This is a genomic window from Amycolatopsis sp. NPDC026612 (assembly GCF_040638285.1).
In the GTDB taxonomy this organism is placed as follows: Bacteria; Actinomycetota; Actinomycetes; order Mycobacteriales; family Pseudonocardiaceae; genus Amycolatopsis.
This window is the reverse complement of sequence record NZ_JBEZYB010000106.1, coordinates 1-23923: the sequence shown is the minus strand read 5'-3', so window position 1 is coordinate 23923 and position 23923 is coordinate 1. Positions and strand designations below refer to the sequence as shown.

The following is a 23923-nucleotide window of genomic DNA, read 5'->3' as shown; positions in this document are numbered from 1 at the left end:
GCCCGAAGCCCACGCCACCCGGACCGAAGCCACCGGCCGGGTCGCCGATCCCGCCCGAGCCACCGGGCCCGAAGCCGCTGCATGTGCTGCAGGCGGCGGACGTCCGCGTCGGAGTAGCGGCGGTGCCGCCCCGCGCCGGCGGGCGGGCGGATCCCGTACCGCGCGCTCCAGCTGCGCAGCGTCACCGGTGACACACCGAGCAGCTCGGCCACCTTGCCGGGTGCCCAGGCTCCGGCGACGGGTGGCGCGTCGACGTTCTCGGGTTCCACCGTGTCCCTTCGCCTCGCGTACCGCGAACGGCCGGAGCTTAGCGATGGTAAGGGCAGCCGACCGGCGGCGACACGGCGAGGAGACGCAGGCGACGGGGGACGCGGCGGCGGGGCGACGGCCGTCCGCGTCCCCTTCGGCGCCGCCCGGCGCCGGTGATCCGGCCCGCGTCGGCCGGATCCGGCCGGCCGTGCGGTGTGGCATCCGCCGTGGCCGGGGACGTACCGGGGAAATTTCCGTCCGATTCCAAGTTATACCCGCGGCGCAACGCTTGTGCATCGGATTCCCTCGGATGTCGCAACCGGTCAGCCGCCGCCTGCCCGGGTGCACCGGCGCCGCGGTCCCCCGCCGTCGCCGTCGCCGGAAAGAGCCGGAAGAGCAGTGCTTGTCGTCACACACCGGGGTGCCCGTCTGTCCACTGTAGGCGGTCATGACCGGACAACTCGGCTCAGCCGGGGTCAAATCGCCCGGTGAAAGCGTCGGCCACGACGCACGACGACCCATCCGCCGTACTGCAAACCCACGCGGGCCATGCCACCATCGGGTGAAGTCCCGCTCGACGAGGTAGGCAGGTTGCTGGCAGTAACAAACGCGGAACGGACCAACGCGGAACGGACGAACGCGCGGGACCGGTGGCTGCCCACCGCCTTCGGGGCGGTCCTGGGCGCGGCGGTCTTCCTCCTGGTGCGCGGCAGTCTCACCGACGACAGCTACATCACGCTGGCGTACGCGAGGAACCTCGCCGTCCACGGCGACTGGGGCATCATCCCCGGCTCGCCCGCCAACTCGGCGACGTCGCCGCTGAACGTTCTCCTCCTCGCCGCGCTGACCCTGGTGACGCGGGTGGTGGCGGGCGACCCGCACCCGGTCGTGGCGCTCGGCTTCCAGACCGTCCTGTGCGGGGCCGCGCTGGGCTGGGCCTGGCAGCGGATCGGCCGCGTGCTGGGCCTGCCGGTCGCCGCCGGCCTGCTGGGGGTCGCGCTGGTGCTGCTCAACCCGTTCGTGCTGTCGGCGATCGGGCTGGAGGTGCTGCTGATCCCGGCGGTGCTGCTGGTCCTCACCGTCTGCGCGCTCGAAGGCCGGCCGGTCTGGTTCGGCGTCGCGGGCGGGCTCGCCGTTCTCACCCGCCTCGACCTGCTCGTGTTCGTGGTGGTGATCGCGGTGAGCACGCCCGCGATCCGGCGCCGGTGGCGGCCGGCCGCCGGCTTCACCGCGCTGACGGCCGCGCCGTGGTTCCTCGTGAGCTGGCTCGTCTTCGGGTCGTTCGTGCCCGACACGCTCGTCATCAAGCAGCTCCAGGCGGGGCTCTTCGCGCCGTGGAGCTACAGCACCGGGCCGATGATGTACTACCTCGGCTGGCCGGTCACCGTGCTGGTGTCGTTCCTGCCCGCCCTGCTCGGTGCGGTCGCGCTGGCCGGCTGGGCCGCGGCGCGGTTCGCCGTGCGGTGGCCGGAGTTCCCCGCGCTCGGCCCGGTCGCCGCGCTCGCCGGCGGCGGGGTCCTCCACTACGTCGCCTATTCGTTCCTCGGCGTCGGCCCGTTCCACTGGTACTACGTGGCTCCGGTGACCGCGACGAGCACGTTCGCCGTCGCCGCCTTCGGCGTCTGGTACGCCCAGGCCCGCGAGCGGACGGCGTGGCGGACCGGGCCGCCGGTGCTGGCGCTCGGCCTCACCGGCGTGCTGGTGCTGAGCGCCGCCGCGGTCGACGCCGCGCAGGGGCTGCCGTGGCCGTCGCCGGTGGTCTTCGGCAACTGGGCGAGCTCCCGGGACTACGCCAGGGTCGGGACGGCGCTCGGCGCGCGGCTGCAGGGGGCGAGCGTCGCCAGTCCCGGCGAGATCGGGACCCTCGCCTACTACTGCGAGTGCCCGATCATCGACGAGTTCTCCGACCGCGGTCACGCGGTCGAGCTGATCCGGAAGCGGATCGCGACGGCGAACCCGCTGATGAGCCTGGCCCTGCGGGTCAACTACCACTGGCTGGACACCTCGATCACGCCGCGCCGGGCGGACTACCGGCTGCAGTACGCCTCCGGCCCGGCGACCGGACCGGACAGCTGGCCGGTCCGGTCGGCGGCGAAGGGCGAGGGGCACTTCACCCTCACGCCCGGGCCGTGATCGTCCCGCCCGCGCGGGCAGTGACGGAAAACTCGCGAGATTCCCCTGGACGCCAGACTGCGCCGCGGCCGGGAAAGGCCATAGGGTTCGCATCATGAAGGTCGGCCTGCTCACCCGCGAATACCCGCCGGAAGTCTACGGCGGGGCCGGGGTCCACGTGGAATTCCTCGCCCGGGAGCTGCGGCCGCTGGTCGATCTCGACGTGCACTGCTGGGGCGCGGACCGCCCGGACGCCACCGGGCACACCGATCCGCACGGCTACCGCCAGCCCGCGTTCACGACCATGGACATCGCCGTGTCGATGGCGAACGCCCTCGAAGGCCACGACCTCGCGCACAGCCACACCTGGTACGCGAACCTGGCCGGGCACCTGGCCAAGCTGACGCACGGCATCCCGCACGTCGTCACCGCGCACTCGCTGGAGCCGCTGCGGCCGTGGAAGGCCGAGCAGCTCGGCGGTGGCTACCGCGTCTCGTCGTGGATCGAACGGGAGGCCTACGAAGCCGCGGACGCGATCGTCGCGGTCAGCGGCGGGATGCGCCGGGACGTCCTCGCCGCCTACCCGTCGGTGCCGCCCGAGCGCGTGCACGTGATCCACAACGGCATCGACACCACGCTCTACCGCCCCGACCCGGGCACCGAAGCGCTGGCGAAGCACGGCATCGACCCGGACCGGCCGTACGTGCTGTTCGTTGGCCGGATCACGCGGCAGAAGGGCGTGCCGCACCTCGTCCGCGCCGGAGCGCAGCTCGACCCGGGCGTCCAGCTGGTGCTCTGCGCGGGCGGCGCCGACACCCCCGAGCTCGACGCGGAGTTCCGCGGCCTGGTCGCCGAGCTGGAGAAGACCCGCACCGGCGTCCGCTGGATCCCCGAGATGCTGCCGCGCGACGAGGTCGTGCAGCTGCTCAGCCACGCCGCGGTGTTCGCCTGCCCTTCGGTCTACGAGCCGCTCGGCATTGTGAACCTCGAGGCGATGGCGTGCGGCACCCCGGTGGTGGCCAGCGACGTCGGCGGCATCCCGGAAGTCGTCGACGACGGCCGGACCGGGCTGCTCATGCACTACGACGAACAGGACGCGCACGGGTTCGAGGCGGGCCTGGCCGCCGCACTCAACGAGGTGGTGGGCTCCCCGGACCGGGCCGCCGCGATGGGCACCGCCGGCCGCGAGCGCGCGGTCGGCGAGTTCGGCTGGAAGGCGATCGCCGAGCGGACGGTCGCCCTCTACGAAGCGTGCGGGAGGTCGCTGTGAACGGCGAATGCGACGTTTTGGGCATCGTGCTCGCGGGCGGGGAAGGCAAGCGCCTGATGCCGCTGACCGCGGACCGGGCGAAACCGGCCGTGCCGTTCGGCGGCACGCACCGGCTGATCGACTTCGTGCTCTCCAACCTGGTGCACGGCGGGATCCGGCGGCTGTGCGTGCTGACGCAGTACAAGTCGCACTCGCTCGACCGGCACATCTCGACGACCTGGCGCCTCTCCTCGCTGACCGGCGAGTACGTGACGCCGGTGCCGGCGCAGCAGCGGCTGGGCCCGCGCTGGTACCAGGGCAGCGCCGACGCCATCCACCAGAGCCTCAACCTGGTCCACGACGAAAATCCCGAGTACATCGCGGTGTTCGGCGCGGACAACATCTACCGGATGGACCCGAAGCAGATGCTGGACGCGCACATCGCGTCCGGCGCGGGCGTCACCGTCGCCGGCATCCGCGTCCCGCGGAAGGAGGCGAGCTCGTTCGGAGTCATCCGGACCACCGACGGGCTGCTGATCGACGCGTTCCTGGAGAAGCCCGCGGACCCGCCGGGTCTGCCGAGCTCCCCCGAAGAGTCCTACGTGTCGATGGGGAACTACATCTTCACCACCAAGGTGATGCTGGAGGCCCTGTACGCCGACGCCGAAAACGCCGCCTCGCACCACGACATGGGCCGCGACATCATCCCGGCACTGGTCAAATCGGGCGATGCCGCCGTCTACGACTTCACCACCAACGTCGTGCCCGGGGAAACCGAACGCGACCACGGCTACTGGCGTGACGTCGGGACCATCGACAGCTACTACGACGCGCACACCGACCTGATTTCGACGCACCCGATCTTCAACCTCTACAACCGGAAGTGGCCGATCCTCGCCCACCCCGGTCAGCGCCCGGCGGCGAAGTTCGTCGAAGGCGGTTCGGCCAACCAGTCGATCGTCAGCAACGGCTGCATCATCTCCGGCGCGCAGGTCGTCGACTCGGTGCTCTCCCCCGGCGTCATCGTCGAGCAGGGCGCGGTGGTGCAGGGCTCGGTGCTGCTCGACGGGGCCCGCGTCGGCCGCGGCGCGGTGGTGCGGCGGGCGATCCTGGACAAGAACGTCGTGGTCCCGCCCGGTGCGCACATCGGCGTCGACCTGGCCCGCGACCGCGGGCACTACCACGTCAGCGAGGGCGGGATCGTCGTGCTGGGCAAGGGGGAACGCGCCATCTGACCGGCGCTGCGCTCAGGAGCCGGTCGCCGCCGTGATCCGCTCGACCACCTGACGCGGGTCGATCCCCCAGCGCTCGGCCAGCTCCGAGATCGACGCCCCCGCCGCGTACTCGGCGGCGATCATGCTGTTCACGACCCCGGCCAAACCCACTCCTCAAGCGCGGATGCTCCAGCACCCGGGATGCTACATGTTCGTTGCGGACGTCGAACAACGTGCCGCACGTCGGCCGGCCGCGGACCGTTCCGATGTCCGCTCACCGCGCGGTTTTGTCCGGTTCGCGCGGCGGATTCGGCGTATTCGCCCGCGCGCGCGTCGCGCTGAACACGGCGTCGAAGATCGGCGTCGGCTCACCGTCGTCGCGCTTCGGCTGCTCGTCCCCCGGGTTGCGCTTTTCCTCTCCCACGCGCCCAGTTTCTGCGACAACCCCGGATTCCGCTCTGCCAAATTCGAAAATCGCCCGGCCGGGGGATCACCCGCGCGGCGCGATTTTCTCCGTTTCCGCGGATTTCCCGGGACGAAAACCGATTTCCCGGCACCCATTTCCGCCGGTCGCGGGAATATCCCGGGTCCATCGCGGATTGCATCCGGCATGAAAGCAGTCGTCTACCGCCGTCACGGCGGACCCGAGGTGCTGTCGCTGTCGGAGCGGGCCATCGCGGACCCGGGACCCGGCGAGGTCCGCGTCCGGATCGTGGTGTCCGCGGTCAACCCGACCGACTGGAAGGCCCGCAGCGGCTTCCGCGCCGAACCCGGCGCCGAAATCCCGGAAACGGTGCCCAACCAGGACGGCGCCGGCGTCGTCGACGCGGTCGGCCCGGACGTCACCGGCTTCGCCCCCGGAGACCGCGTGTGGCTGATCGTCGCGGGCGCGTACGGGCCCGCGTCCGGCACCGCGCAGGAGTACACGGTGGTCCCGGCTTCGAAGCTGGTCCGGCTGCCCGACGGCACCGGGTTCGACGAGGGTGCCGGCTTCGGCATCCCGGGGCTGACCGCGCACCGCGCGCTCACCGTCGCCGAGGACGGGCCGTCCCGGCTCGCCCCCGGCGCGCTCGAGGGCCTCACGGTGCTGGTCAGCGGCGGCGCCGGGGCGGTCGGCAACGCCGCGATCCAGCTCGGCCGCTGGGCCGGGGCGACGGTGATCGCGACGGTCAGCAGCGACGAGAAGGCCGCCCTCGCCCGCGCGGCCGGCGCCCACCACGTGGTCCGCTACCCCGACCAGGAACTCGCCTCCCGGATCCGGGAGGTCGCGCCCGACGGCGTCGACCTGGTCGTCGAGGTCGCCGCCGGGGTCAACGCCGGACTGCACACCCAGGTGCTGCGCCCGCGCGGCACGGTCGCCGCCTACGGCGACGACCGGGGCACCGGGACCGTCACCGTGGAGTTCGGGCCGGTCCTGATGCTCAACGCCCGGTACCAGTTCCTGGTGCTCTACACCGTGGGCGAGGACAAGCTGCGGGCCGGCGCCGAAGACGTCACCGCGGCACTGGCCGACGGCGCGCTGCGGCTCGGCGAGGACCACGGCGTGCCGGTCCACCGGTTCGCGCTGGCCGACACCGCGAAGGCGCACCTCGCCTCGGAGCAGGGCGTCACCGGGAAGGTGCTGATCGACGTCACCCCGGCGGGCTGAGCGCAAGCCGCACCGGTGGCCGGGACGTTCCCGGCCGGCGGTGCGGCTTGTCGTGGCCCCGGAGACCGCGGTCCGCACCGCGCTGTCGTGGCCGGTGCGCGAGCCGGTGCCCGCCCCGCCCGCCATCGCCGCTGGGTACCGGTCGTGGCGGTGCTGTCGGCCGGCCCGGGAAAGCTGCCGAAGTCCTGACTCAGCCGGTGGTCACCCGGAGCCCGCGGCGCAGCGCGTCCACCTCGTCGGCGAACATCCGGCGGGAGATCTCCGCGGTCTCCACCATCCCCGATCCGTGGAACGTACCCGGGTAGTGGCGGAGTTCGGTCGGCACGCCGGCGTGCGCGAGCCGTTGCGCGTACTGGATTCCCTCGTCGCGCAGCGGGTCGAACTGGCACGTCGTCACGAACGCGGGCGGCAGCCCGGCCAGGTCGCCCGCGCGGGCCGGGGCGGCGTAGGGCGAGACGTCGGCGCCACCCGGCGTCGTGCCGAGGTAGCTGGTCCAGCTGTAGATCGCGTTGGGCCGGTTCCAGAGCGGTGTGTCCGTGTAGGCCACCATCGACGGCGTCTCCAGCCGGTCGTCCAGCTCCGGGATACCGAGGTACTGGAAGCACAGCGCCGGGCCGCCGCGGTCGCGGGCCAGCAGCGCCACCGCGGCCGACAGGCCGCCGCCGGCGCTCTCGCCGGCCACGCCGATGCGGGCCGGGTCGATGCCGAGCTCGGCCGCCTTGGCCTCGACCCACGTCAGGGCCGCGTAGCAGTCCTCGACCGGCGCCGGAAACGGGTGCTCGGGCGCCAGGCGGTAGTCCACCGAGACGATGACGATCCCCAGCTCGTCGACCAGCCGGACCAGCTGCACGTCGAACATCTCCAGGTCGCCCAGGACGAACCCGCCGCCGTGGATGTAGAGCAGGCCGGGCACGGCATCCGTGCGGTCGCCCGGCGAGTAGACGCGCACCGGCACTTCGGGCGCGTCGGACGGGCCGGGTACGGCCGTGTCCCGGACGTCGACGGGGTTCACCGGCTCGTAGGACGGCAGGACGTTCCCCAGCTCCGCCAGTGAGGACCGCGCGGCCACCAGGGAATCGTGGTCGGTCAGGGTCACCGACGGCAGCATGTCCAGCCAGGGCAGGAGCTCGGGATCGATCGCGTAGGTCATGAACCGATGATGGGCCGCCGACCATGACGCGGGCCACCGCCACGCGGCGGGGGTTGCCGGGCCGGAGCTCGCCATCCGGCGGCGGGCGCGCCTATCGTGGCGGCATGAAAGGCCTGCTGCTGAGGCTGTCCGGGCTCGACGCCGACGCCGAGAACGCCGTCCGGGTGATCGGGTTCTTCGACCGCCTGATCACCGGCCGCGCCGGCCTGGACGCCCTGGTGCGCAGCACGGCCGAGCTCGCCGGCTGCCCGGTCGGCGTGCACGCACCCGGCCAGGGCCTGTCGCTGCGCGCGGAACCGGGGGCCGGCGTCGGCACCCCCGGCGCGGCGCCCGCGGGGGCGGCCGTGCGGACCCTCGAAGGCGGCGTGGTCGTGTGGGTGGCCCGGGCGGGCGCGCCCGTCCCGCTCGACGACATGCTGCTCGAGCGGTTCGCGATCGCGGCCGCGATCCTGCTGGAGCACTCCGGCGTGCCGCGGCCCGAACTCGGCGACCCCGCGCTGGTCGAGCTGGTGCTCTCCGAGGACATCGGCACGGCCGAGCGGTCCCGGGCCCTGCACCTGCTGGGCTTCGGCCCGGCGACCCGGCTGCGCGTGCTGGCGGGCACCGGCGTCGACGCGCTCGGCGGACGGTCGGCGCGGCTGGGCGGGGTGCGGGCGGTCCTGCTTTCCGGGGAGGCCGGCCCGCTGCCGGACGGCGCCCGGGCGGGCCTCGGCCCGGAGGGACCGGCCATCGAAGTGGCCCGCTCCTGGGCGGCGGCCCGCACGGCACTGCGGTTCACGTCGGCCGCCGAGCCGCTGGTGCGGTGGGATCGGCTGGGCGGGCTCGCCGCGTTCGCCGGCAAGCTCGGTCCCGCGGAGCTCGCCGAGCTGCCCGACGTCCGGGCGCTCGACCGGCTGGCCGGCGAAGACACGCTGGCAGCGCTCGACGCGCTGTGCGCCACGGGATCGGCGCGGAAGGCGGCCGCGGTGCTGCACCGGCACCACAGCACGATGCCGGCCCGGCTGGCTCGCGCGGAAGCCGTCCTGGGGTTCGAGGTGGACTCCCCCGCCGGCCGCTTCCGGCTCCACCTGGCGCTGATGCTGCGGCGGCTGCGGGACAACGCCGAGCTCGGCTGACCACTCCCCGCGGCTTCCGGCGTGCGCGAAGGTCCTGGACGGACTCCGCGACCGGCCCTCGGCCTCGCCGAACCACCGGCGCACGGCGTGGCGTCCACGCGGGTACGCGAGTCGGCCGGCTTCAGCGAGCCGGAGCTCGACGGCGGTGCACCTAGGTTCACCATGAGATCGGGTGCAGGTTCCATGGCACCGTCCTCCTGCGGTGCCCTAGCGTCGTGCCATGACGATTCCGGCCGGACTGGGACGCACGGTCCTCCGGGCGCGGCGGGACACCGGCTTTCTTGCCGCCGGTGTGCTGCCGCACCTGGCGCTGGTGCCCGTGTGGGGGGGCTGGGCGGCGACGACCACCGCCCGGACGGGGAACTGGCTCCTCACGGTTTCCCTGTCGGCCGCCCTGGTCCTGCTCGGCACCCCGGTGCTGACGGCCGTTCAGCGGGCTCGCTACCGGATGCTCCTCGGGGTGGACGTCCCCCGGCTCACCCCCACCGCGCCGGAACGACGGACGTGGGCCTCGACCGCCCGGTGGCTCGCGGCGACGCGGCCTTGGCGCAAGATCGGCTACCACCTCCTGCTGGGCCCGCTGCTCGCGCTGCTGGAGCTGCTGGTGCTCGCGGGGGCAGCGGCGGGCCTCGCGGGCGGCCTCGCCTACGCCTGGGCATGGGCGCTGCCGACCGGAATCCGCCAGGACTGGTTCGGCTACCTGACCCGGCTGCCGGCTTACACAGCGGCCGGGCTCCTCCTCCTGTGCGCCCTGCCCGGGACCGCGCGGGCAGTGGCCCGGACCGAGGCGCGGCTGGCGTCGGGCCTGCTCGGGCCCAGCCGGGCGCAGCGGCTCCAGGAGCGGGTCGATCAGCTGGCCGTGAGCCGGACCGACCTGATCGAGGCCGTCGACGCGGAGCGCCGCCGGATCGAGCGCGACCTGCACGACGGCACCCAGCAGCGGTTGGTGTCCCTCGCCGTCAACCTGGGGCTGGCCATGGCCACCCGGCCGGACCTGCCGGGTGATGCCCGCGAGGTGATCGCGCGAGCGCACCTGGAGGCGAAGGAGGCGATCGCCGAACTCGACGACCTGGTGCGGGGGCTGCACCCGGCCGTGCTCGACGACCGGGGTCTGGACGCGGCGTTGTCCGGGCTGGCTGCCCGCACGCCCCTGCCGGTGCGGCTGCGGGTCGACCTGGAGGAGCGGGTGGCGCCCACCGTGGAGTCCGTCGCGTACTTCGTGATCTCCGAGGCGCTGACCAATGCCACGAAGCACGCCAACGCGATGCGGGCGGAGGTGGTGGTCCGTCAGGTCGGCGAGGTGCTGCGAGTGCGCGTCACCGACGACGGGCTGGGCGGTGCCGACGCCGCCGGCGGCACGGGGCTGACCGGGCTGGCCAAGCGGGTCGGCTCCCTCGACGGGACCTTCCACGTCAGCAGCCCCGCCGGCGGCCCCACCACCGTCACCGCGGAGCTGCCGTGCGCGCGGTGATCGCCGAGGATTCGGTGTTGTTGCGGGTCGGCCTGATCCAGGTGCTGGAGACGGGCGGGTTCCAGGTCGTCGCGGAAGCCGGCGACGCGGCGGGGCTGGTGGCGGCGGTGGCGGAGCACCGGCCCGAACTCGCCTTGATCGACGTCCGGATGCCGCCCGGCTTCACCGACGAGGGGGTGCGGGCGGCGCTGGAGATCCGTCGGCGCTGGCCGGGGACGCCGGTGGTGCTGCTTTCGCAGTACGTGGAGGAGCGGTACGCGGCCGACCTGCTGTCGGCGCACACCAGCGGCGTGGGCTACCTGCTCAAGCAGCGGGTTGCCGATGTCACCGACTTCGTGGCGGCGGTCCGGCGGGTGGCGGACGGGGGCACGGCCCTGGACCCGCAGGTCGTCGCCCAGTTGCTGCTGCGGCGCGACAGCGACCCGCTCGCGCGGCTGACCCCCCGCGAACGGGAGGTGCTCGGCCTGATGGCCGAGGGGCGCTCCAACGTCGGCATCGCCCAGGCGCTGGTGGTCAGCGAGAGCGCCGTGGCGAAGCACATCAACAACATCTTCGCCAAGCTCGACCTTCCCGTGGTCGACGCGGACCACCGCCGCGTCCTGGCCGTGCTGCGGTTCCTCCGAGCGTCCCGGGCCTGACCTGCCCCTCTGTTCACGAGCTTCAGCCGACCGGCCTCAGCGGGCCCCGCGAGCGCCGGACCAGGTCCGCGGCCGCCGCGGGCCACTGCTGGTACTCGAAGGTGAAGCCCGCTTCCAGCAGCCGCCCCGGGACCACGCGGCGGCTCTTCAGCAGCAGCTCGGTGTCGCTGCGCAGGACGAACGCCCCGATCTCCGCCAGCCACTTCGTCGCCGGCAAGCCGACCGGTACGCCCGCGGCCGCGCGCAGCTCGCGAAGGAACTCGCAGTAGGGCAACGGTTCCGGCGCCGCCAGGTTCACCGGTCCGCTCAGGTCGTCGCGCCCGGCGAGGAAGCCGATCGCCCGGACGAGGTCGTCCTCGTGGATCCACGACAGGTACTGCCCGCCGCCCGCGACCGGGCCGCCCAGGCCCAGCCGGGTCAGGCGCAGGAGCATCGCGAACGCGCCGCCGGGTTCCGGGCTCATCACCATCGCCGTGCGCAGCGCCACCTTGCGCGTGTGCGGGGTGGCCGCCAGCTGCTGCTCGCGCTCCCACGCCTTGGCGATGTCGACGCTGTAGGCCCAGTACGCCGGCACGTCCGGCTCGTCGCCGCCGAGGACGCCGGTCGTTTCGTCGTTCGGCCGGTCGTGGCTGTGCGCGTAGATCGTCGCCGTGCTCATCTGCAGCCACACCCGCGGCGGCCGCGCGGCGCGGGCGATCGCGCCGCCGACGACCCGGGCCGAGTCGACGCGCGAGTGCATCATTTCCCGCAGGTTCGCCCGGGTGTACCGGCAGTTCACCGACCGGCCGGCCAGGTTGAGCACGACGTCGCTGCCGTCGACCTCCGCCGACCACGGCCCCGCCCCGCGCCCGTCCCAGCGGACGTGGCGCACCCCCGGCTCCGGCCGCACCTCCCGCCGGGTCAGCACGACGACTTCGTGGCCCTCCCCGGCCAGCGCGCGGCTCAGCACGCGCCCCAGGTGCCCGGTGCCGCCCGGAATCACGACCTTCACGAAACCCCCTTCACAGTCCCCCGGGTTTCACCGTAGCGGAAGAGTTGAACATGTTCAACTATGGCTCCCACCACTTCATCTTGCGATGAATTGTCACGAAAAGTCATAGCGCCCCGGAAGGTCGAGCGGCCCCGGAACGCCGCCGCAAGAAGGCTGCCGAAGAGCGACATCGCCGTCCGGGAACGCTCAGCACCCCGTCGGCCGCCGGGTCCCACGACCCGAAATAACAGCAGGTCACGGTCCCGCATCGGAAGTTTTTCGCGGTGAAACGCCGTCACCGCGGCTCGATCCCGCGCGCGTAGCACGCCGAGGCACGGACAGCAAGGGACCTCCGGCCTTCGCAGTCGGGCCGGACGCCCGAGGTGAAGATCGCCAGTGACTTCGCACACTCTTCGTAACCGACCGTCCCGCTCAACCAGCTTCCAGGAGAACCCCATGCGCAAGATCAGCAAGCGGTCCGCGATCGTCCTCGGCGCCGCCGGAGTGGTGGCCGTCGCCGGTGTCGCCTACGCGGCCTGGTCCAGCTCCGGCGCCGGCACCGGTTCGGTCTCCTCGACCACGTCGGTCAACTCCGCGATCACGCCCGCGAGCTCGGGCAGCGTCCTCTACCCGGGCGGCGGCACCGACTTCACCGTGTCGATCGACAACCCGAACGCCTACCCCGTCGTGGTCACCTCGATCAGCGCCGGCTCCTCGAACGTGGTGAACGGCTGCGCCGCCGGCACCGTCACCAGCGCGGTCCCGGCGAGCACCACCGGCACCATCGCGGCTCACGGCACGGGCACCTACACCCTGCACGCGACCATGAATTCCGATGCCGCCGACGCCTGCAAGGGCCAGACCTTCGTGCTGCCGCTCACCGCCACCCTCGCCTCGAACGCCTCCTGATCTCCGCCCTTTCCCCGGAAGGACCTCGATGTCCAGGTGGCGAAGCGGTGTTCCGGCCGGCGCGCTCGCGGTCGTCGCCCTCACGTGGTTCGCGATCGGCCCCGCGCCGGTGGCGAACACCGCGAACGGCAACGGCATCAAGCAGTTCGGCATCGCCGACGTGCCCGGCCGGGCCACCGCGCTCGTCCCCGGCGCGGCCGGGCCGCAGTGGATCCGGCTGACCAACGCCGAAAACTTCCCCATCCTCGTCCAGACCGTGACGGCCGCGGTCGGCAAGCCCGTCGACAGCCGCGGACAGCCGGTCCCGGCCTGCCCGGCGTCCTCCGTGCGGGTCGACGCGCTCGCCCGGCCGGTGACGGTCGCCGGCAACGGCACCGCCGACGTCGCCCTCACCACCCACCTGCTGCCCGGCACCCCCGATGCGTGCCGGTCGGTCACCTTTCCCCTGACGTACACCGGAACGGCGGTCAAGCCATGAAGAACCCCACCCTGCGCCGCGTGCTCGTGGTCACCACGGTGGTCGGCGCGACGCTGGGCGGCGGGATCGCCGTCGCGGCGTGGACGAGCTCCGGCGCCGGCACGGCCGGCGCGAAGGCCGGCACCGCAACCGCCCCGACGACCGGGACGGTGGCGGCCTCGGCCTTCACCAGCGGCCTGCTCTACCCCGGCGGGCCGTCCGGCGAAGCCAGGATCCTGGTCAACAACCCGAATCCGTATCCGGTCAAGGTCACCAGCGTCGTGGCGAACGGGACACCGGCCGGATCCGGCGGCACGGGCACCTGCACCACGACCGGCGTGGGCTGGATCGCGCAGTCGCCGAACACGTCGGTGCCCGCGAGTGGGAGTGCGACGCTGATCCTGCCGGGCGCGGTCTCGATGACCACCGCCTCCGACGACGGCTGCCAGGGCGCGCTGTTTTCGATCCCGGTGACCGTCACGGTGGTGAGCCAGTGAGCACAGCCCGGGTGGTGTTCGCGGCCGTGCTGGTGGCAGCGGCGTGGACCACGGTGATCAGCGGCCTGGTCGCGGCAGACGCGGCGAAGGCGGAGGCGGCCTGGCTGAAGGGCGGCTCCGGCAGCGCCTTCGCCGCGGCCCTGCCGTTGAAGGCTCCGGACACGCCGACGACCTCGAACGTGAAGTGCAACCGAAACGGCGGAACCGATCCGGGCGTGACGGTCAGTTGGACCTACCCGAGCACGATCCTGCCGCCGAAGTTCGAAGTGCTCTACTCGGCGACGCCGACCAACGCGAGTCCGACGGTCGCTGCCACAACCACCACCGCGATGTCGGCCACCATCCCGCTGCCCAGCAACAACCAGATCGCCTACCTCAGCGTGCGCTCGGTCGCCGGGAGCTGGCGGCTGCGGTCCGGGGAGGTGCACGTCTGCTGATACCGGAACACCCTGAAACCCGTCAACGCAAAGGAAGAACCATGCTGGAGAAACTGCGCGCCGCCCGCGCGAACGAGGACGGCTTCACCCTCATCGAACTGCTCATCGTCGTCGTCATTCTCGGGGTGCTCGCCGGGGTCGTCGTGTTCGCCGTGCAGGCGTTCAACGGCGATGGCAAGGCCGCCGCCTGCAACGCGGACTGGAAGAGCGTCGAGACCGCCAACGAGGCGCTCTACGCCAAGACCGGCAGCTACGCCGCGGACCCGGCGGCGCTGAAGACCGCCGGCTACCTCAAGGACGAGCCGTCGACCACCAACGGCTACACGATCACCATCGCCGCGGGAGTCGTCAAGGCGGCCGGAGCCTGCACCCACTGAACTCCCTCCGCGGGGTGGGGCGACCCCACCCCGCGGAGTCTCATCCACAAAGGACACCTCGCCCCGGAGGAACCCATGCCCATCCAGATCGGCAGCCGCGTCGACGGCCTGCTCGAGGCGTTGTGGCAGGCGCGTGGCACCGACCTGCTGCTCACCGCCGGCCTGCCGCCCCAGCTGCGCGTGCACGGCGACCTCTCCGCGGTCCCCGGCCACCCCGTCCTCACCGGTGCGGACACCGGTGCCCTGCTCGCCGAACTGCTCACCGACGACCAGGCGACCGCCTGGCGCACCGCCCGCGAGTTCGACTTCTCCTTCGGCTGGCGCGACGAAGCCCGCGTCCGCGGCAACGCCTTCACCCAGCGCGGCGAGACCGTCGTCGCGCTGCGGATGATCCCGCGGCGGATCCCCGGCATGGCCGACCTCGGGCTGCCGCCGGTCCTGGCCGACTTCGCCCGGCGGCACCAAGGGCTGGTGCTCGTCACCGGGCCGACCGGCTCCGGGAAGTCGACCACGCTCGCCGCGGTCATCGACCGGATCAACACCGAACGCGCCTGCCACATCCTCACCGTCGAAGACCCGATCGAGTACGTCCACGAACACCGGCGCTCCGCGGTGAACCAGCGTGAGGTCGGCACCGACACCGAATCCTTCCCCGCGGCCCTGCGCAGCGCGTTGCGGGAAGACCCCGACGTCGTGCTGGTCGGCGAAATGCGCGACCTCGAGTCGATCCGCTTCGCCCTCACCATCGCCGAGACCGGGCACCTCGTCTTCGCCACCCTGCACACCAACGACACCGCGCAGTCGCTCGCGCGGATGATCGACGTCTTCCCGGCCGGGCAGCAGGAACAGGTGCGGGTGCAGCTCGCCGCCGCGCTCACCGGGATCGTGTACCAGCGGCTCCTGCCGCGCATCGGCGGCGGGCTCGTCGCCGCCTTCGAGGTCCTGGTGGCCAACGCCGCCGTCCGCAACCTCATCAAGGAGGGCAAGCCGCACCAGCTGCGCAACGCGCTGGTGACCGGGCGCCGCGAAGGCATGGTGACGCTCGAGCAGTCGCTGTCGGCGCTCGTCGCCGCCGGGCTCGTCTCCCCCGCCGACGCGGCCGCCCGCAGCCTCCACCCGCAGGACATCGACCCGCGTCCCCGGCCGCGGAGCGTGCCGGCATGAGGCTCCGCACCCAGCCCCGCACCGTCGACCTCCGCACGGTGACCCCGGACCGCGCCGCGGCCGACCTGCTCGGCGAGGCGAAGGCCCGCGAGCTCTGCGCGATCCCCCTGACCGTGCGCGAGGACTCCGTGCTGGTCGCCGTGGCCGACGCGGCCACCGCCCCCGCGCTGCAGGAAGCGCTCGGCCGCCCGGTGACCGTCGCCGTCGCCGAACGCGCGGACATCCTGGCCACCATCGGCCGCACCTTCCGCGCGCTCACCGGCGTCGACCAGCAGGTCAAGGCGTTCGAAGCGCGGGACGCCGTGCGGCGTGACGCGGCCCGCACCGAGGCGCCGGCCACCGCGAACGACGACGCGCCGGTCGTGCACGTCGTCGCCCTGATGATCAAGCAGGCGCTGCGCGACCGCGCCTCCGACATCCACGTCGAGCCGCAGGCCGACCGGATCCGCGTCCGCTACCGCATCGACGGCGTGCTCCACGACGTCCTCGACCTGCCCGGCTCGATGGGGCCCGCGGTGACCAGCCGGATCAAGATCCTCGCCGGGATGAACATCGTCGAGCGGCGCCGCCCGCAGGACGGCCAGATCAGCATGGACGTCGAAGAGCGGCCGGTGGACATCCGGGTCGCGAGCACGCCGGTCGTCGGCGGCGAGAAGGTCGTGCTGCGGCTGCTGGACAAGAGCCGCCCGCTGTTCCGGCTGCCCCAGCTGGGCATGCCCGCCGAGCTGGCGGCGCGGTACACCGCGGTGCTGCAGTCGCCCTACGGCATGGTGATCTGCGCCGGGCCCACCGGCAGCGGCAAGACCACGACGCTCTACGGCTCGCTCGGCGAGCTCGACAGCAGCGAGCGCAACATCATGACCATCGAGGACCCGGTCGAGTACACGATGTCCTCGATCAACCAGATCCAGATCAACGAGCAGACCGGCGTCACCTTCGCCGACGGCCTGAAGTCGATCCTGCGCCAGGACCCGGACGTCATCCTCGTCGGCGAAGTCCGCGACGTCGACACCGCGCGCATCGCGGTGCAGTCGGCGCTCACCGGGCACTTCGTGCTCTCGTCGCTGCACGCCACCGACGCGGCGTCGGCCCTGCACCGGCTGCTGGACATGGGGATCGAGAACTTCCTCGTGGCGTCCTCGGTCACCGCCGTGCTCGCCCAGCGGCTCGTGCGGCGGATCTGCCTGCGCTGCCGCGAGTACTACGCGCCGTCGGCCGAGGAACTGTCCTTCATGGACTCCCTCGGCGGCGAAGAGCCGGCGGGCGGGTTCGTCCGCGGTGCGGGCTGCAACTTCTGCGCGCAGACCGGGTTCCTGGACCGCACCGGCGTCTACGAGCTGCTGCCGGTCAGCGAAGGGATCCGCTCGCTGGTGCTGGACAGCGCACCGCACCGCGAGGTCCACGAGCTGGCCCGCAAGGACGGCATGCGGACGCTGCAGGACGAGGCGCTGCGGCTGGTCGCCGAGGGCGTCACCACCCCGGCCGAAGTGCTGCGGTCGATCTACCTCACCGGAGGGGCCCGATGAACCGGTACGCCTACGTCGCCACCGGCCCGGACGGGCTGCGCACCCACGGCGTGCAGAAGGCCGCCGACGCCGATTCCGCCGTCCTCGCGCTGTACGAGCGCGAACTGCGGGACATCGAGGTCACCGAGAAGAAGAGCGTGCTGAGCCTCGAGCTGACCGCGCCCCGGGTCAAGCGCGAGGTCGTCATGCACCTCTCGCGCCAGCTCGGCGCGTTCGTCCGGGCCGGGCTGCCGCTCATCGACGCGGTCCGGATCCTCGGCGACGAGGCCGCGAACTCCTCGGTGACGCGGATGCTGCGTTCGGTCGAGCAGGGCCTGCGCGGCGGCGACCGGCTGTCGGACTGCATCGACCGGCACCCGAAGATCTTCCCCGAGTTCTACCGCGAGATCCTGCGCTCGGCGGAGCTGACCGGGCAGCTCGACAAGGTCCTCGACCAGCTGGCCGGCTACCTCGAGCGCGATCTCGACGCCCGGCGCAAGATCAAGGCCGCCCTGATCTACCCGGCGATGATCGCGCTGATGTCGGTCGTCACCGTCGTCGTGCTCGCGACGTTCGTGCTGCCGCGGTTCAAGACGTTCTTCGCCAGCCTGAACGCGAAACTGCCGCTGCCGACGCGGATGCTGCTGGCCATCACCGACTTCCTGACCCAATGGTGGTGGGCGCTGCTGGCCGGGCTGGTCGCCGCGGTCGCGCTGTACGTCGTCGCGGTGCGCACGCCCGGCGGCCGGTACGCCCGCGACAGCGCGCTGCTCGCCGTCCCGGCGATCGGCCCGACCGTGCGGCACGCGCTGGTCGAGCGGTTCTGCCGGATCCTGTCGTCGATGGTGAGCGCCGGGGTGCCGCTGCCCGAAGCCCTGCGGGTCGCGACGGACTCGCTGCGCAACCGCGTGTTCATGCGGGCGCTCACCCGGGTCGGGCAGGCGATGCTCAACGGCGAGGGCCTGGCCCGCCCGCTCACCGCGTCCGGGCTGTTCCCGGTGACCGCCGCGCAGATGATCCGCGTCGGCGAGGACACCGGCACCCTCGACACCCAGCTCGAGGTGACGGCCGAGTACTACGAAGGCGAGCTGGACTACCGGCTGAAGAAGCTCACCGCGCTGTTCGAACCGGCCGTCATCGTCGTGATGGGCCTGGTCGTCGGGTTCGTCGCGATCGCGCTCGTCTCGGCGATGTACGGGATCTTCGGCCAGGTGCACGTCTGATGGGCGGCGTCTGATGGGCACCGACGACCGGGGCGAGAGCCTCCTGGAGCTGCTGGTCGCGGTCGCGATCCTGGGTGTCGCGGTCGTCGCGATCGTCGGCGGGATCGGCGTGAGCGTCTTCATGTCCGACGTCCACCGCAAGCAGGCGACGGCCGGTGCCGGGGTGCGCGACTTCGGCGAGGCGGTCGAGAACCAGGTCATGGCGGGCGGGTACTTCGCGTGCGCGGCACCCGCGAAGTACGCCACTCCGGCCGGATTCGCCCTGCCGGCCGGGTTCGCCGGCTCGGTGGCGTCGGTGAAGTACTGGACCGGCTCGGCGTGGTCGGCGACCTGCGCCGCCGACAGCGGGCTGCAGCAGCTGACCCTCCAGGTCGCCAGCAGCGACGGGCGAGCGAGCGAACGCCTGGAAGTCGTGGTGCGCAAGCGGTGCGGGCTCGGGGAGGCGCTGTGCTGAGCCGCCGGTCCGACGCCGGGTTCACGCTCGTCGAGCTGCTGATCGTCATCGTCATCCTCGGGGTGGTCGCCGCCCCGATCGCCAACGCGGTGATCGTCTCGATCAAGAACACCGACGCGACGTCGGCCCGGCTGGCCGTGTCCCACGACGCCCAGCAGAGCTCCGCGTTCTTCGCCCAGGACGTCGCCGCGGTCGGCCTGCGCGACTACTCGGGCCAGGTCGCCAACGGCCAGGTCCCGTACTCGCCGTCGATCCAGCTCGGCGCCGCCTACGACAGCGGCGGGCAGGTCTGCGGCACGGCCGCGACGCCGGTTTCGGTGGTGCGGCTGCTGTCCGACGACTGGGACACGAGCACGCCGTCCGCGACCCGGCGCACCGCGCTCGTCGCCTACTACCTGGCCGGGACGGAGCTGCACCGCCTGCGCTGCCTGGGTTCCGCGACGCCGGTGGCCGACTCGGTCGTCGCGCACAACGTCGCTCCGGGCACGCCCGCGGTCACGTGCTCCAGCGCGTGCGCCGACGCGGCCGTGCCGCTGTGGGTGAAGCTGACCTTCACCGCCGTCGCGCGCAACGCCGACCCCTACCCCATCACCCTGTTCGGGCAACGGAGGCAGACATGAACCGCCGGTGGAAGGGCGACGACGCCGGGGCCGCGCTGCCGATGGTGCTCCTGCTGGTCACGGTGGTCGCGGTCGTGCTCGGCGCCCTGCTGTCCTTCGCCGACACCAGCGTCCGCACCACGGTGAACCTGCGCGACCAGGCCGCGTCCGCCTACACCGCCGACGGCGCGCTGCAGGCGGGGATCAACGCGATCCGCACGAGCACGTTCACCGGCGCGGCCGGCGAGCACTGCTTCGGCGGGTCCGACACGCTGACCCTGCCGAACTTCGGCGGCACCGGCTCGGCCGCCGTTTCCTGCACGGCCGATCCGGCGAAGGTGCAGATCCAGTGCCCGTCCCTGAGCGTGTGCAACCGTCCGGGCAGCGCGATCCTCACCCTCGGCACCGGCGGCGAGGACGGGCTCAACATCCAGCAGCCGACCGGTTCGTCGTTCAAGGTCCACGGTGTCGTGTATTCCAACTCGAACATCCGCGTGGTCAACGGCGCACTCGAGACGAACACCGCGGTGTACGCGCGGGGCGCCTGCTCGGGCACGATCCGGAGCACGCCCGCGGCGTCGTGCGGCTACGGCGGGTCGAGCCTCGGCGCCGACCCGGGTTACGCACCGGCGTTGACCTCGGTGCCGCCGCACCAGCCGCTGCCGGCGTGCACCAGGGCCGGTTCGCTGATCACCTTCCTGCCCGGGTCCTACGACGACGCGGCCGGGCTGTCGGCGATGATGTCCAGCAGCAGCAAGTGCAAGGACAGCACCTGGTGGTTCACCCCAGGCACGTACTACTTCGACTTCCGCAACAGCGCCGCGGTCCGGCCGCCGTCGCTGCCCGGCGGCGACGACGTGTGGACGGTCGACAACGGCTTCCTGGTCGCGGGCACGCCGGTCGACGACAGCGGGCGGATCATCGCCAAGCCGCCGGTCCCGGCCAAGATCCCCGCCGCCTGCGACAACCCGATCGACGACGCCAAGGCACTCGGCGTCCAGTTCGTCTTCGGCGGTGACAGCCGGCTGGCGGTGAAGGCGGGCCAGGTGGAGATCTGCGGCACGTACAGCGCGGATCGGCCCCCGGTGGCGGTGTACGGGCTGACCTCGGGTGCGGAGTCGCCGGTGACGGCGACGCTCGTCCCGGCCACGGCGACCGGAGGCTTCACCGGTGCGGCGGCCGCTTTGTCCACTGTGGACGGGAGCGGCGCGACCTGGGCCGCGCCCGGAAAGAGCGGAGGCAGCACCGCCCTGACCGCCACCGGCTTCTCCCCCGCCGCGGCTCCGCCCGCCGGGACGATCCTGACCTCGGCGAAGGTCCGGGTCGTGCACAGCAACGACCACGGCGCGAGCAAGGACTCGCGCACGGCCCAGTTCACGCCCGCGGGGAGCGCGCCGATCACGCTGAACCTGTCCACCCCCAACGACGGCTCGGCCGCCACCGATGTCACCGACGTGACGGACCAGCTGGCCCAGGCGATGTACGACGGCACCTTCACCGGTGGCCAGCTCGGCTACACCGTCAACGTCAAGCACGAAGGCACGGAGCTGGTGGACGCGCTGCAGCTGGAGCTCACCTACACGCCGCCCGCCCTGCGCGCGGAGAGCGGGTGCACCCAGCTGCCGTACCCGACCAGTGCGGCGTGCGCACTGGTCACCGGGGTGAACACCTCCGGCAACCGGTTCTACGTGCAGGGGACGACCTACGCGCCGAAGGCCGTCCTGGACGTCACGCTGAACAACGCGACCGAACCGATCTTCCGCTTCGGCGTCGTCGCGCGGTCGTTGTGGGTGAAGGAAACCGGAAGCGTGACGTTCACCGGCGCGGTCATCGAGGTCCCGGACGACTCCCCCGGCTTCGTCTTCGGCGTCTACCTGTCCGCGTACGTCTGTCCCGGCGCGGGGACGTGCGCGCCGGGCGGGACACCGGCGGTCCGGGCCCGGGTGGCCTACGTGGACGGTGACCCGACGAACCCGGTGCCGGGGGCGCGTCAGGTGTCGGTGCTCAGCTGGTCCGGGAACCGGTGACCGCTCAGGCCAGGCCGGTCAGCCGCTGGTAGGCGTGGCCGAGCGGGCCGGCCGCGAAGATCGCCACCAGGGCCGCGGCGATCATGAACGGCCCGAACGGCAGTGCCGTCTTGCGGCCGCCCTTCCCGGCCGCCAGCACCACGACGCCGGCGACCGCGCCGAGCAGGAACCCGCCGAACGCCCCGATCAGCAGCGCCGCCCAGGAGACGTACCCGAGGACCCCGCCCAGGACACCCGCGAGCCGGACGTCGCCGAAGCCCATGCCCGCCGGGTACGCCAGCGCGAGGAGGAGGTAGAACCCGAACAGCGCGGCGCCGCCGATGCCGGCACGCGCCAGTGACCACCAGTCGCCGCGCCACCAGGCCGACGCCGTCAGCAGGACGGCCAGCACCGGGTACGCGGGCAGCACGAGCGCGTTCGGCAGGCGGCGGCAGTCGACGTCGATCACGGCCAGTGCGATCCCGACCGCGCCGAAGTACAGGAACGCGGGCAGGTCCGGCGGCCCGAACCGCATGGCGAGCAGCGCGAACAGCACCGCCGTGCCGAGCTCGACCAGCGGGTAGCGGACGCTGATCCGGGCACCGCAGCCCGCGCAGCGGCCCCGCAGGACCAGCCAGCCGAAGACGGGAACGTTGTGCCGGGCGCGGATCTCCTGCCCGCAGTCCGGGCAGCGCGACGGCGGGCGGACCACCGACTCGCCCCGCGGCACCCGGTGGATCACTACGTTGAGGAACGACCCGACGAGCAGGCCGAGCACCGCCGCCGCCACGACCAGCACCGCCATCGGGCTCCTTCGCGCTCGGGTGGGACCGCTGCAGATCTTGCCCGACCCGCCTGCCGCCCGCGACCGCACGCGCACCCGGCCGCGGCTGGGGTTCGGATTAGGGGTCCCGGGTGGGGGCGGCCCGGCCTACAGTCTTGAGGATGACCGCCGCCGCCGGACCGCCGATCGTCACCGGGGTGGACGGGTCGGCCGAGTCGCTCGACGCCGTCCGCTGGGCCGCGCGGACCGCCCGGCTGCGGGAGGCGCCGCTGGAGATCGTGCACGCCCTCGACGTCCCGGCCCTGCTCGCGGGCGGGGTGGTGCCGCCGCCGGAGGAGATGGTGGACGCCCTGCGCGCGCGGGGGCGGCGCGCGCTGAGGACCGCGCACGAGCTCGCCGCCGCCCAGGGTGTCCCGGACGCGGTCACCCGGCTCGATCCCGACCGCGCCGCCCAGGCGCTGATCGAGGCGTCGCGCTCGGCCGCGCTGCTCGTCGTCGGGGCGGCCGGCCACGGCAGGCTCACCAGCCTGCTCGCGGGGTCGGTCGCCGCGGCCGTCGGCACCCACGCCCGCTGCGACACCGTCGTCGTCCGCGGGGACAGCTGGGACGAACCCGGCGCGGCCGCGCGGCCGGTCGTCACCGGCATCGACGGCAGCGAGCCCGGAGCCCGGGTGCTGGCGACCGCCCTCGCCGAAGCTCGCGCCCGCCGCGCACCGCTGGTCGTCCTGCACGCGTGGGCGGACAGCCCGCCGCCGCACCGGGACCCGCGGTGCGTCACCGAGGCGGGACGCCGGCTGCTGGGCGAACGCGTCCTGGCCCACGACACCGGCGACGTCGTGGTCGAGCAGATCGTGGTGCACGCCCATCCCCGGAAGGAACTCGTCGAGCGCAGCGGCACCGCCCAGCTGGTCGTCGTCGGCGACCGCGGCCGCGGCGGCTTCCCCGGGCTGCTGCTCGGCTCCACCGGCCAGGCCCTCCTGCACCACGCCGCCTGCCCGGTCCACCTGGTGCGCACCACCGTGTGAAGGGAAGCGGAACGGAAGCGGCACCGGGCACGATGGCGGCTGAAGCGAGCGGGAGGAAAGAAGATGAAGACTGCGGTACAGGCCGGGCTGCTGGCCCTGGCGACGCTGGCGGCCGGCGCGACGGTGGCGGCGACCCCGGCGCAGGCGGCCGTGACCATCCAGCGGACGGCCTCCTGCCACGAGGGCGAGTTCAGCGGCACGCTCACCCTCCGGTACGAGACCGTCGGCGGCTACCACCGCATACTCGGTGGGTACACCACGTCGGGGCCGTACATCGGCGACGTCGCGGGCAAGGTCGTCCTGCGGATCTCGTACCGCAGCGGAACGGCGTCGCACACGGTGTACAGCCAGTCGTCCTCGACGACCGGGAGCACCACGTTCACGACGCCGACGGGCACCGACGTGCCGGCCACGTCCGGGGGCACGGCGTCGGCGAAGTTCGACAACGGCACGGCGTCCTGCACCGCGACCGTCCCGATCAGCTAGCCCGGGCGGCCGGCCGGCGGCCCAGGAGCACCCGGGCGAAAACGTCGGCAGCACCCCGACGCACGCGGTGTTCGTCGAGCTGGAGGAACCCGCACCCGGTGGCGCCGTCGCGGGCACCGCCCGGGGGGGGGCGGGGCCCAGGCCGCGCCCGCCCCCCCCCCCCCCCACCCCCGCCCGTCTGGGG

At 73.1% G+C, this 23923-nt stretch carries 26 protein-coding genes; 20 read left to right on the top strand and 6 right to left on the bottom strand.

The features are described from left to right. The coding region (locus tag AB0F15_RS41220; protein WP_360282659.1) for a MerR family transcriptional regulator at positions 1 to 269 on the bottom strand (269 nt) is incomplete at its 3' end. 571 nt (positions 270 to 840) lie between these two features. On the opposite strand from AB0F15_RS41220, the gene AB0F15_RS41215 reads away from it, so the two are divergent. The 3 genes from AB0F15_RS41215 to glgC all read left to right on the top strand — a co-directional run bounded on the left by AB0F15_RS41215 (position 841) and on the right by glgC (position 4845). Continuing rightward, a complete protein-coding gene (locus AB0F15_RS41215) occupies positions 841 to 2382 on the top strand; it encodes a hypothetical protein (RefSeq protein WP_360282657.1) in 1542 nt (513 codons plus the stop codon). Positions 2383 to 2476: 94 nt separating this feature from the next. Continuing rightward, positions 2477 to 3631: a glycogen synthase gene (gene glgA, locus AB0F15_RS41210; RefSeq protein WP_360282655.1), complete on the top strand. Its 1155-nt coding sequence runs from the start codon at positions 2477 to 2479 to the stop codon at positions 3629 to 3631. Further along, positions 3628 to 4845 carry a glucose-1-phosphate adenylyltransferase gene (glgC, locus tag AB0F15_RS41205; protein ID WP_360282653.1) on the top strand — a complete coding sequence of 406 codons (1218 nt, stop codon included), beginning with the start codon at positions 3628 to 3630 and terminating at the stop codon, positions 4843 to 4845. Before glgA ends, glgC begins: the two co-directional genes overlap by 4 nt. 12 nt (positions 4846 to 4857) lie before the next feature. Here the strand turns inward: glgC and AB0F15_RS41200 are convergent, their stop codons facing one another. Then, a complete protein-coding gene (locus AB0F15_RS41200) occupies positions 4858 to 4989 on the bottom strand; it encodes a hypothetical protein (RefSeq protein ID WP_360282651.1) in 132 nt (43 codons plus the stop codon). A 109-nt stretch (positions 4990 to 5098) separates the two neighbouring features. Then, complete coding sequence (locus AB0F15_RS41195; RefSeq protein ID WP_360282649.1) at positions 5099 to 5248, bottom strand: hypothetical protein; 150 nt, start codon at positions 5246 to 5248, stop codon at positions 5099 to 5101. A 186-nt stretch (positions 5249 to 5434) separates the two neighbouring features. Here AB0F15_RS41195 and AB0F15_RS41190 point away from each other — a divergent pair, with 186 nt between their 5' ends. Continuing rightward, the gene (locus tag AB0F15_RS41190) at positions 5435 to 6472 is read left to right on the top strand and encodes an NADPH:quinone reductase (RefSeq protein ID WP_360282647.1); all 1038 of its coding nucleotides are present in this window, start codon (positions 5435 to 5437) and stop codon (positions 6470 to 6472) included. Between the two features lie 190 nt (positions 6473 to 6662). Here the strand turns inward: AB0F15_RS41190 and AB0F15_RS41185 are convergent, their stop codons facing one another. Then, complete coding sequence (locus tag AB0F15_RS41185; protein ID WP_360282645.1) at positions 6663 to 7622, bottom strand: alpha/beta hydrolase; 960 nt, start codon at positions 7620 to 7622, stop codon at positions 6663 to 6665. A 104-nt stretch (positions 7623 to 7726) separates the two neighbouring features. Between AB0F15_RS41185 and AB0F15_RS41180 the strand changes: the two genes are divergently transcribed. The 3 genes from AB0F15_RS41180 to AB0F15_RS41170 all read left to right on the top strand — a co-directional run bounded on the left by AB0F15_RS41180 (position 7727) and on the right by AB0F15_RS41170 (position 10846). Next, the gene (locus AB0F15_RS41180) at positions 7727 to 8737 is read left to right on the top strand and encodes a helix-turn-helix domain-containing protein (RefSeq protein WP_360282643.1); all 1011 of its coding nucleotides are present in this window, start codon (positions 7727 to 7729) and stop codon (positions 8735 to 8737) included. A 220-nt stretch (positions 8738 to 8957) separates the two neighbouring features. Further along, on the top strand, positions 8958 to 10208 hold the full coding sequence (locus tag AB0F15_RS41175) for a histidine kinase (RefSeq protein ID WP_360282641.1): 1251 nt from the start codon (positions 8958 to 8960) through the stop codon (positions 10206 to 10208). Continuing rightward, a complete protein-coding gene (locus AB0F15_RS41170; RefSeq protein ID WP_360282639.1) occupies positions 10196 to 10846 on the top strand; it encodes a response regulator transcription factor in 651 nt (216 codons plus the stop codon). Before AB0F15_RS41175 ends, AB0F15_RS41170 begins: the two co-directional genes overlap by 13 nt. A gap of 22 nt (positions 10847 to 10868) precedes the next feature. On the opposite strand, the gene AB0F15_RS41165 is transcribed toward AB0F15_RS41170, so the two are convergent. After that, positions 10869 to 11837, bottom strand: coding sequence for a TIGR01777 family oxidoreductase (locus tag AB0F15_RS41165; protein ID WP_360282637.1), 969 nt, complete (start codon positions 11835 to 11837; stop codon positions 10869 to 10871). Between the two features lie 435 nt (positions 11838 to 12272). Between AB0F15_RS41165 and AB0F15_RS41160 the strand changes: the two genes are divergently transcribed. The 11 genes from AB0F15_RS41160 (at position 12273) to AB0F15_RS41110 (ending at position 21465) form a co-directional block, all read left to right on the top strand. After that, complete coding sequence (locus AB0F15_RS41160) at positions 12273 to 12725, top strand: hypothetical protein (RefSeq protein WP_360282635.1); 453 nt, start codon at positions 12273 to 12275, stop codon at positions 12723 to 12725. A gap of 28 nt (positions 12726 to 12753) precedes the next feature. Further along, positions 12754 to 13203, top strand: coding sequence for a hypothetical protein (locus AB0F15_RS41155; RefSeq protein ID WP_360282633.1), 450 nt, complete (start codon positions 12754 to 12756; stop codon positions 13201 to 13203). Further along, complete coding sequence (locus AB0F15_RS41150) at positions 13200 to 13679, top strand: hypothetical protein (protein ID WP_360282631.1); 480 nt, start codon at positions 13200 to 13202, stop codon at positions 13677 to 13679. Before AB0F15_RS41155 ends, AB0F15_RS41150 begins: the two co-directional genes overlap by 4 nt. Then, a complete protein-coding gene (locus AB0F15_RS41145; RefSeq protein ID WP_360282629.1) occupies positions 13676 to 14116 on the top strand; it encodes a hypothetical protein in 441 nt (146 codons plus the stop codon). Before AB0F15_RS41150 ends, AB0F15_RS41145 begins: the two co-directional genes overlap by 4 nt. A 41-nt stretch (positions 14117 to 14157) precedes the next feature. Next, positions 14158 to 14493 (top strand): prepilin-type N-terminal cleavage/methylation domain-containing protein, encoded by a 336-nt coding sequence (locus tag AB0F15_RS41140; protein WP_360282627.1) that lies wholly within the window; start codon positions 14158 to 14160, stop codon positions 14491 to 14493. 75 nt (positions 14494 to 14568) lie between these two features. Further along, entirely contained in the window at positions 14569 to 15657 is a 1089-nt protein-coding gene (locus AB0F15_RS41135; RefSeq protein WP_360282625.1) for a type IV pilus twitching motility protein PilT, read from the top strand. Further along, complete coding sequence (locus tag AB0F15_RS41130) at positions 15654 to 17183, top strand: GspE/PulE family protein (RefSeq protein ID WP_360282623.1); 1530 nt, start codon at positions 15654 to 15656, stop codon at positions 17181 to 17183. The genes AB0F15_RS41135 and AB0F15_RS41130 overlap by 4 nt, the downstream gene beginning before the upstream one ends. Next, positions 17180 to 18385 (top strand): type II secretion system F family protein, encoded by a 1206-nt coding sequence (locus AB0F15_RS41125; protein ID WP_360282621.1) that lies wholly within the window; start codon positions 17180 to 17182, stop codon positions 18383 to 18385. Before AB0F15_RS41130 ends, AB0F15_RS41125 begins: the two co-directional genes overlap by 4 nt. Before the next feature lie 13 nt (positions 18386 to 18398). Further along, positions 18399 to 18839: a prepilin-type N-terminal cleavage/methylation domain-containing protein gene (locus AB0F15_RS41120; RefSeq protein ID WP_360282619.1), complete on the top strand. Its 441-nt coding sequence runs from the start codon at positions 18399 to 18401 to the stop codon at positions 18837 to 18839. Continuing rightward, positions 18833 to 19459, top strand: a complete 627-nt coding sequence (locus tag AB0F15_RS41115; protein ID WP_360282617.1) for a prepilin-type N-terminal cleavage/methylation domain-containing protein — start codon at positions 18833 to 18835, stop codon at positions 19457 to 19459. Before AB0F15_RS41120 ends, AB0F15_RS41115 begins: the two co-directional genes overlap by 7 nt. Beyond that, a complete protein-coding gene (locus AB0F15_RS41110) occupies positions 19456 to 21465 on the top strand; it encodes a hypothetical protein (RefSeq protein WP_360282615.1) in 2010 nt (669 codons plus the stop codon). Before AB0F15_RS41115 ends, AB0F15_RS41110 begins: the two co-directional genes overlap by 4 nt. A gap of 4 nt (positions 21466 to 21469) precedes the next feature. On the opposite strand, the gene AB0F15_RS41105 is transcribed toward AB0F15_RS41110, so the two are convergent. Further along, positions 21470 to 22249, bottom strand: coding sequence for a prepilin peptidase (locus AB0F15_RS41105; RefSeq protein WP_360282613.1), 780 nt, complete (start codon positions 22247 to 22249; stop codon positions 21470 to 21472). A gap of 140 nt (positions 22250 to 22389) precedes the next feature. On the opposite strand from AB0F15_RS41105, the gene AB0F15_RS41100 reads away from it, so the two are divergent. Together AB0F15_RS41100 and AB0F15_RS41095 are read left to right on the top strand one after the other, a co-directional pair. After that, complete coding sequence (locus AB0F15_RS41100) at positions 22390 to 23253, top strand: universal stress protein (protein WP_360282611.1); 864 nt, start codon at positions 22390 to 22392, stop codon at positions 23251 to 23253. Positions 23254 to 23316: 63 nt separating this feature from the next. Continuing rightward, positions 23317 to 23739, top strand: a complete 423-nt coding sequence (locus AB0F15_RS41095) for a hypothetical protein (RefSeq protein WP_360282609.1) — start codon at positions 23317 to 23319, stop codon at positions 23737 to 23739. Positions 23740 to 23923: the final 184 nt, after the last annotated feature.

Excerpts from the sequence above, each read along its gene's own strand:
- glgA (WP_360282655.1), top strand. The coding sequence starts at position 2,477 with ATGAAGGTCGGCCTGCTCACCCGCGAATACCCGCCGGAAGTCTACGGC.
- AB0F15_RS41190 (WP_360282647.1), top strand. The coding sequence starts at position 5,435 with ATGAAAGCAGTCGTCTACCGCCGTCACGGCGGACCCGAGGTGCTGTCG.
- AB0F15_RS41185 (WP_360282645.1), bottom strand. The coding sequence starts at position 7,622 with ATGACCTACGCGATCGATCCCGAGCTCCTGCCCTGGCTGGACATGCTG.
- AB0F15_RS41180 (WP_360282643.1), top strand. The coding sequence starts at position 7,727 with ATGAAAGGCCTGCTGCTGAGGCTGTCCGGGCTCGACGCCGACGCCGAG.
- AB0F15_RS41175 (WP_360282641.1), top strand. The coding sequence starts at position 8,958 with ATGACGATTCCGGCCGGACTGGGACGCACGGTCCTCCGGGCGCGGCGG.
- AB0F15_RS41160 (WP_360282635.1), top strand. The coding sequence starts at position 12,273 with ATGCGCAAGATCAGCAAGCGGTCCGCGATCGTCCTCGGCGCCGCCGGA.
- AB0F15_RS41155 (WP_360282633.1), top strand. The coding sequence starts at position 12,754 with ATGTCCAGGTGGCGAAGCGGTGTTCCGGCCGGCGCGCTCGCGGTCGTC.
- AB0F15_RS41150 (WP_360282631.1), top strand. The coding sequence starts at position 13,200 with ATGAAGAACCCCACCCTGCGCCGCGTGCTCGTGGTCACCACGGTGGTC.
- AB0F15_RS41140 (WP_360282627.1), top strand. The coding sequence starts at position 14,158 with ATGCTGGAGAAACTGCGCGCCGCCCGCGCGAACGAGGACGGCTTCACC.
- AB0F15_RS41135 (WP_360282625.1), top strand. The coding sequence starts at position 14,569 with ATGCCCATCCAGATCGGCAGCCGCGTCGACGGCCTGCTCGAGGCGTTG.
- AB0F15_RS41130 (WP_360282623.1), top strand. The coding sequence starts at position 15,654 with ATGAGGCTCCGCACCCAGCCCCGCACCGTCGACCTCCGCACGGTGACC.
- AB0F15_RS41125 (WP_360282621.1), top strand. The coding sequence starts at position 17,180 with ATGAACCGGTACGCCTACGTCGCCACCGGCCCGGACGGGCTGCGCACC.
- AB0F15_RS41120 (WP_360282619.1), top strand. The coding sequence starts at position 18,399 with ATGGGCACCGACGACCGGGGCGAGAGCCTCCTGGAGCTGCTGGTCGCG.
- AB0F15_RS41110 (WP_360282615.1), top strand. The coding sequence starts at position 19,456 with ATGAACCGCCGGTGGAAGGGCGACGACGCCGGGGCCGCGCTGCCGATG.
- AB0F15_RS41105 (WP_360282613.1), bottom strand. The coding sequence starts at position 22,249 with ATGGCGGTGCTGGTCGTGGCGGCGGCGGTGCTCGGCCTGCTCGTCGGG.
- AB0F15_RS41100 (WP_360282611.1), top strand. The coding sequence starts at position 22,390 with ATGACCGCCGCCGCCGGACCGCCGATCGTCACCGGGGTGGACGGGTCG.
- AB0F15_RS41095 (WP_360282609.1), top strand. The coding sequence starts at position 23,317 with ATGAAGACTGCGGTACAGGCCGGGCTGCTGGCCCTGGCGACGCTGGCG.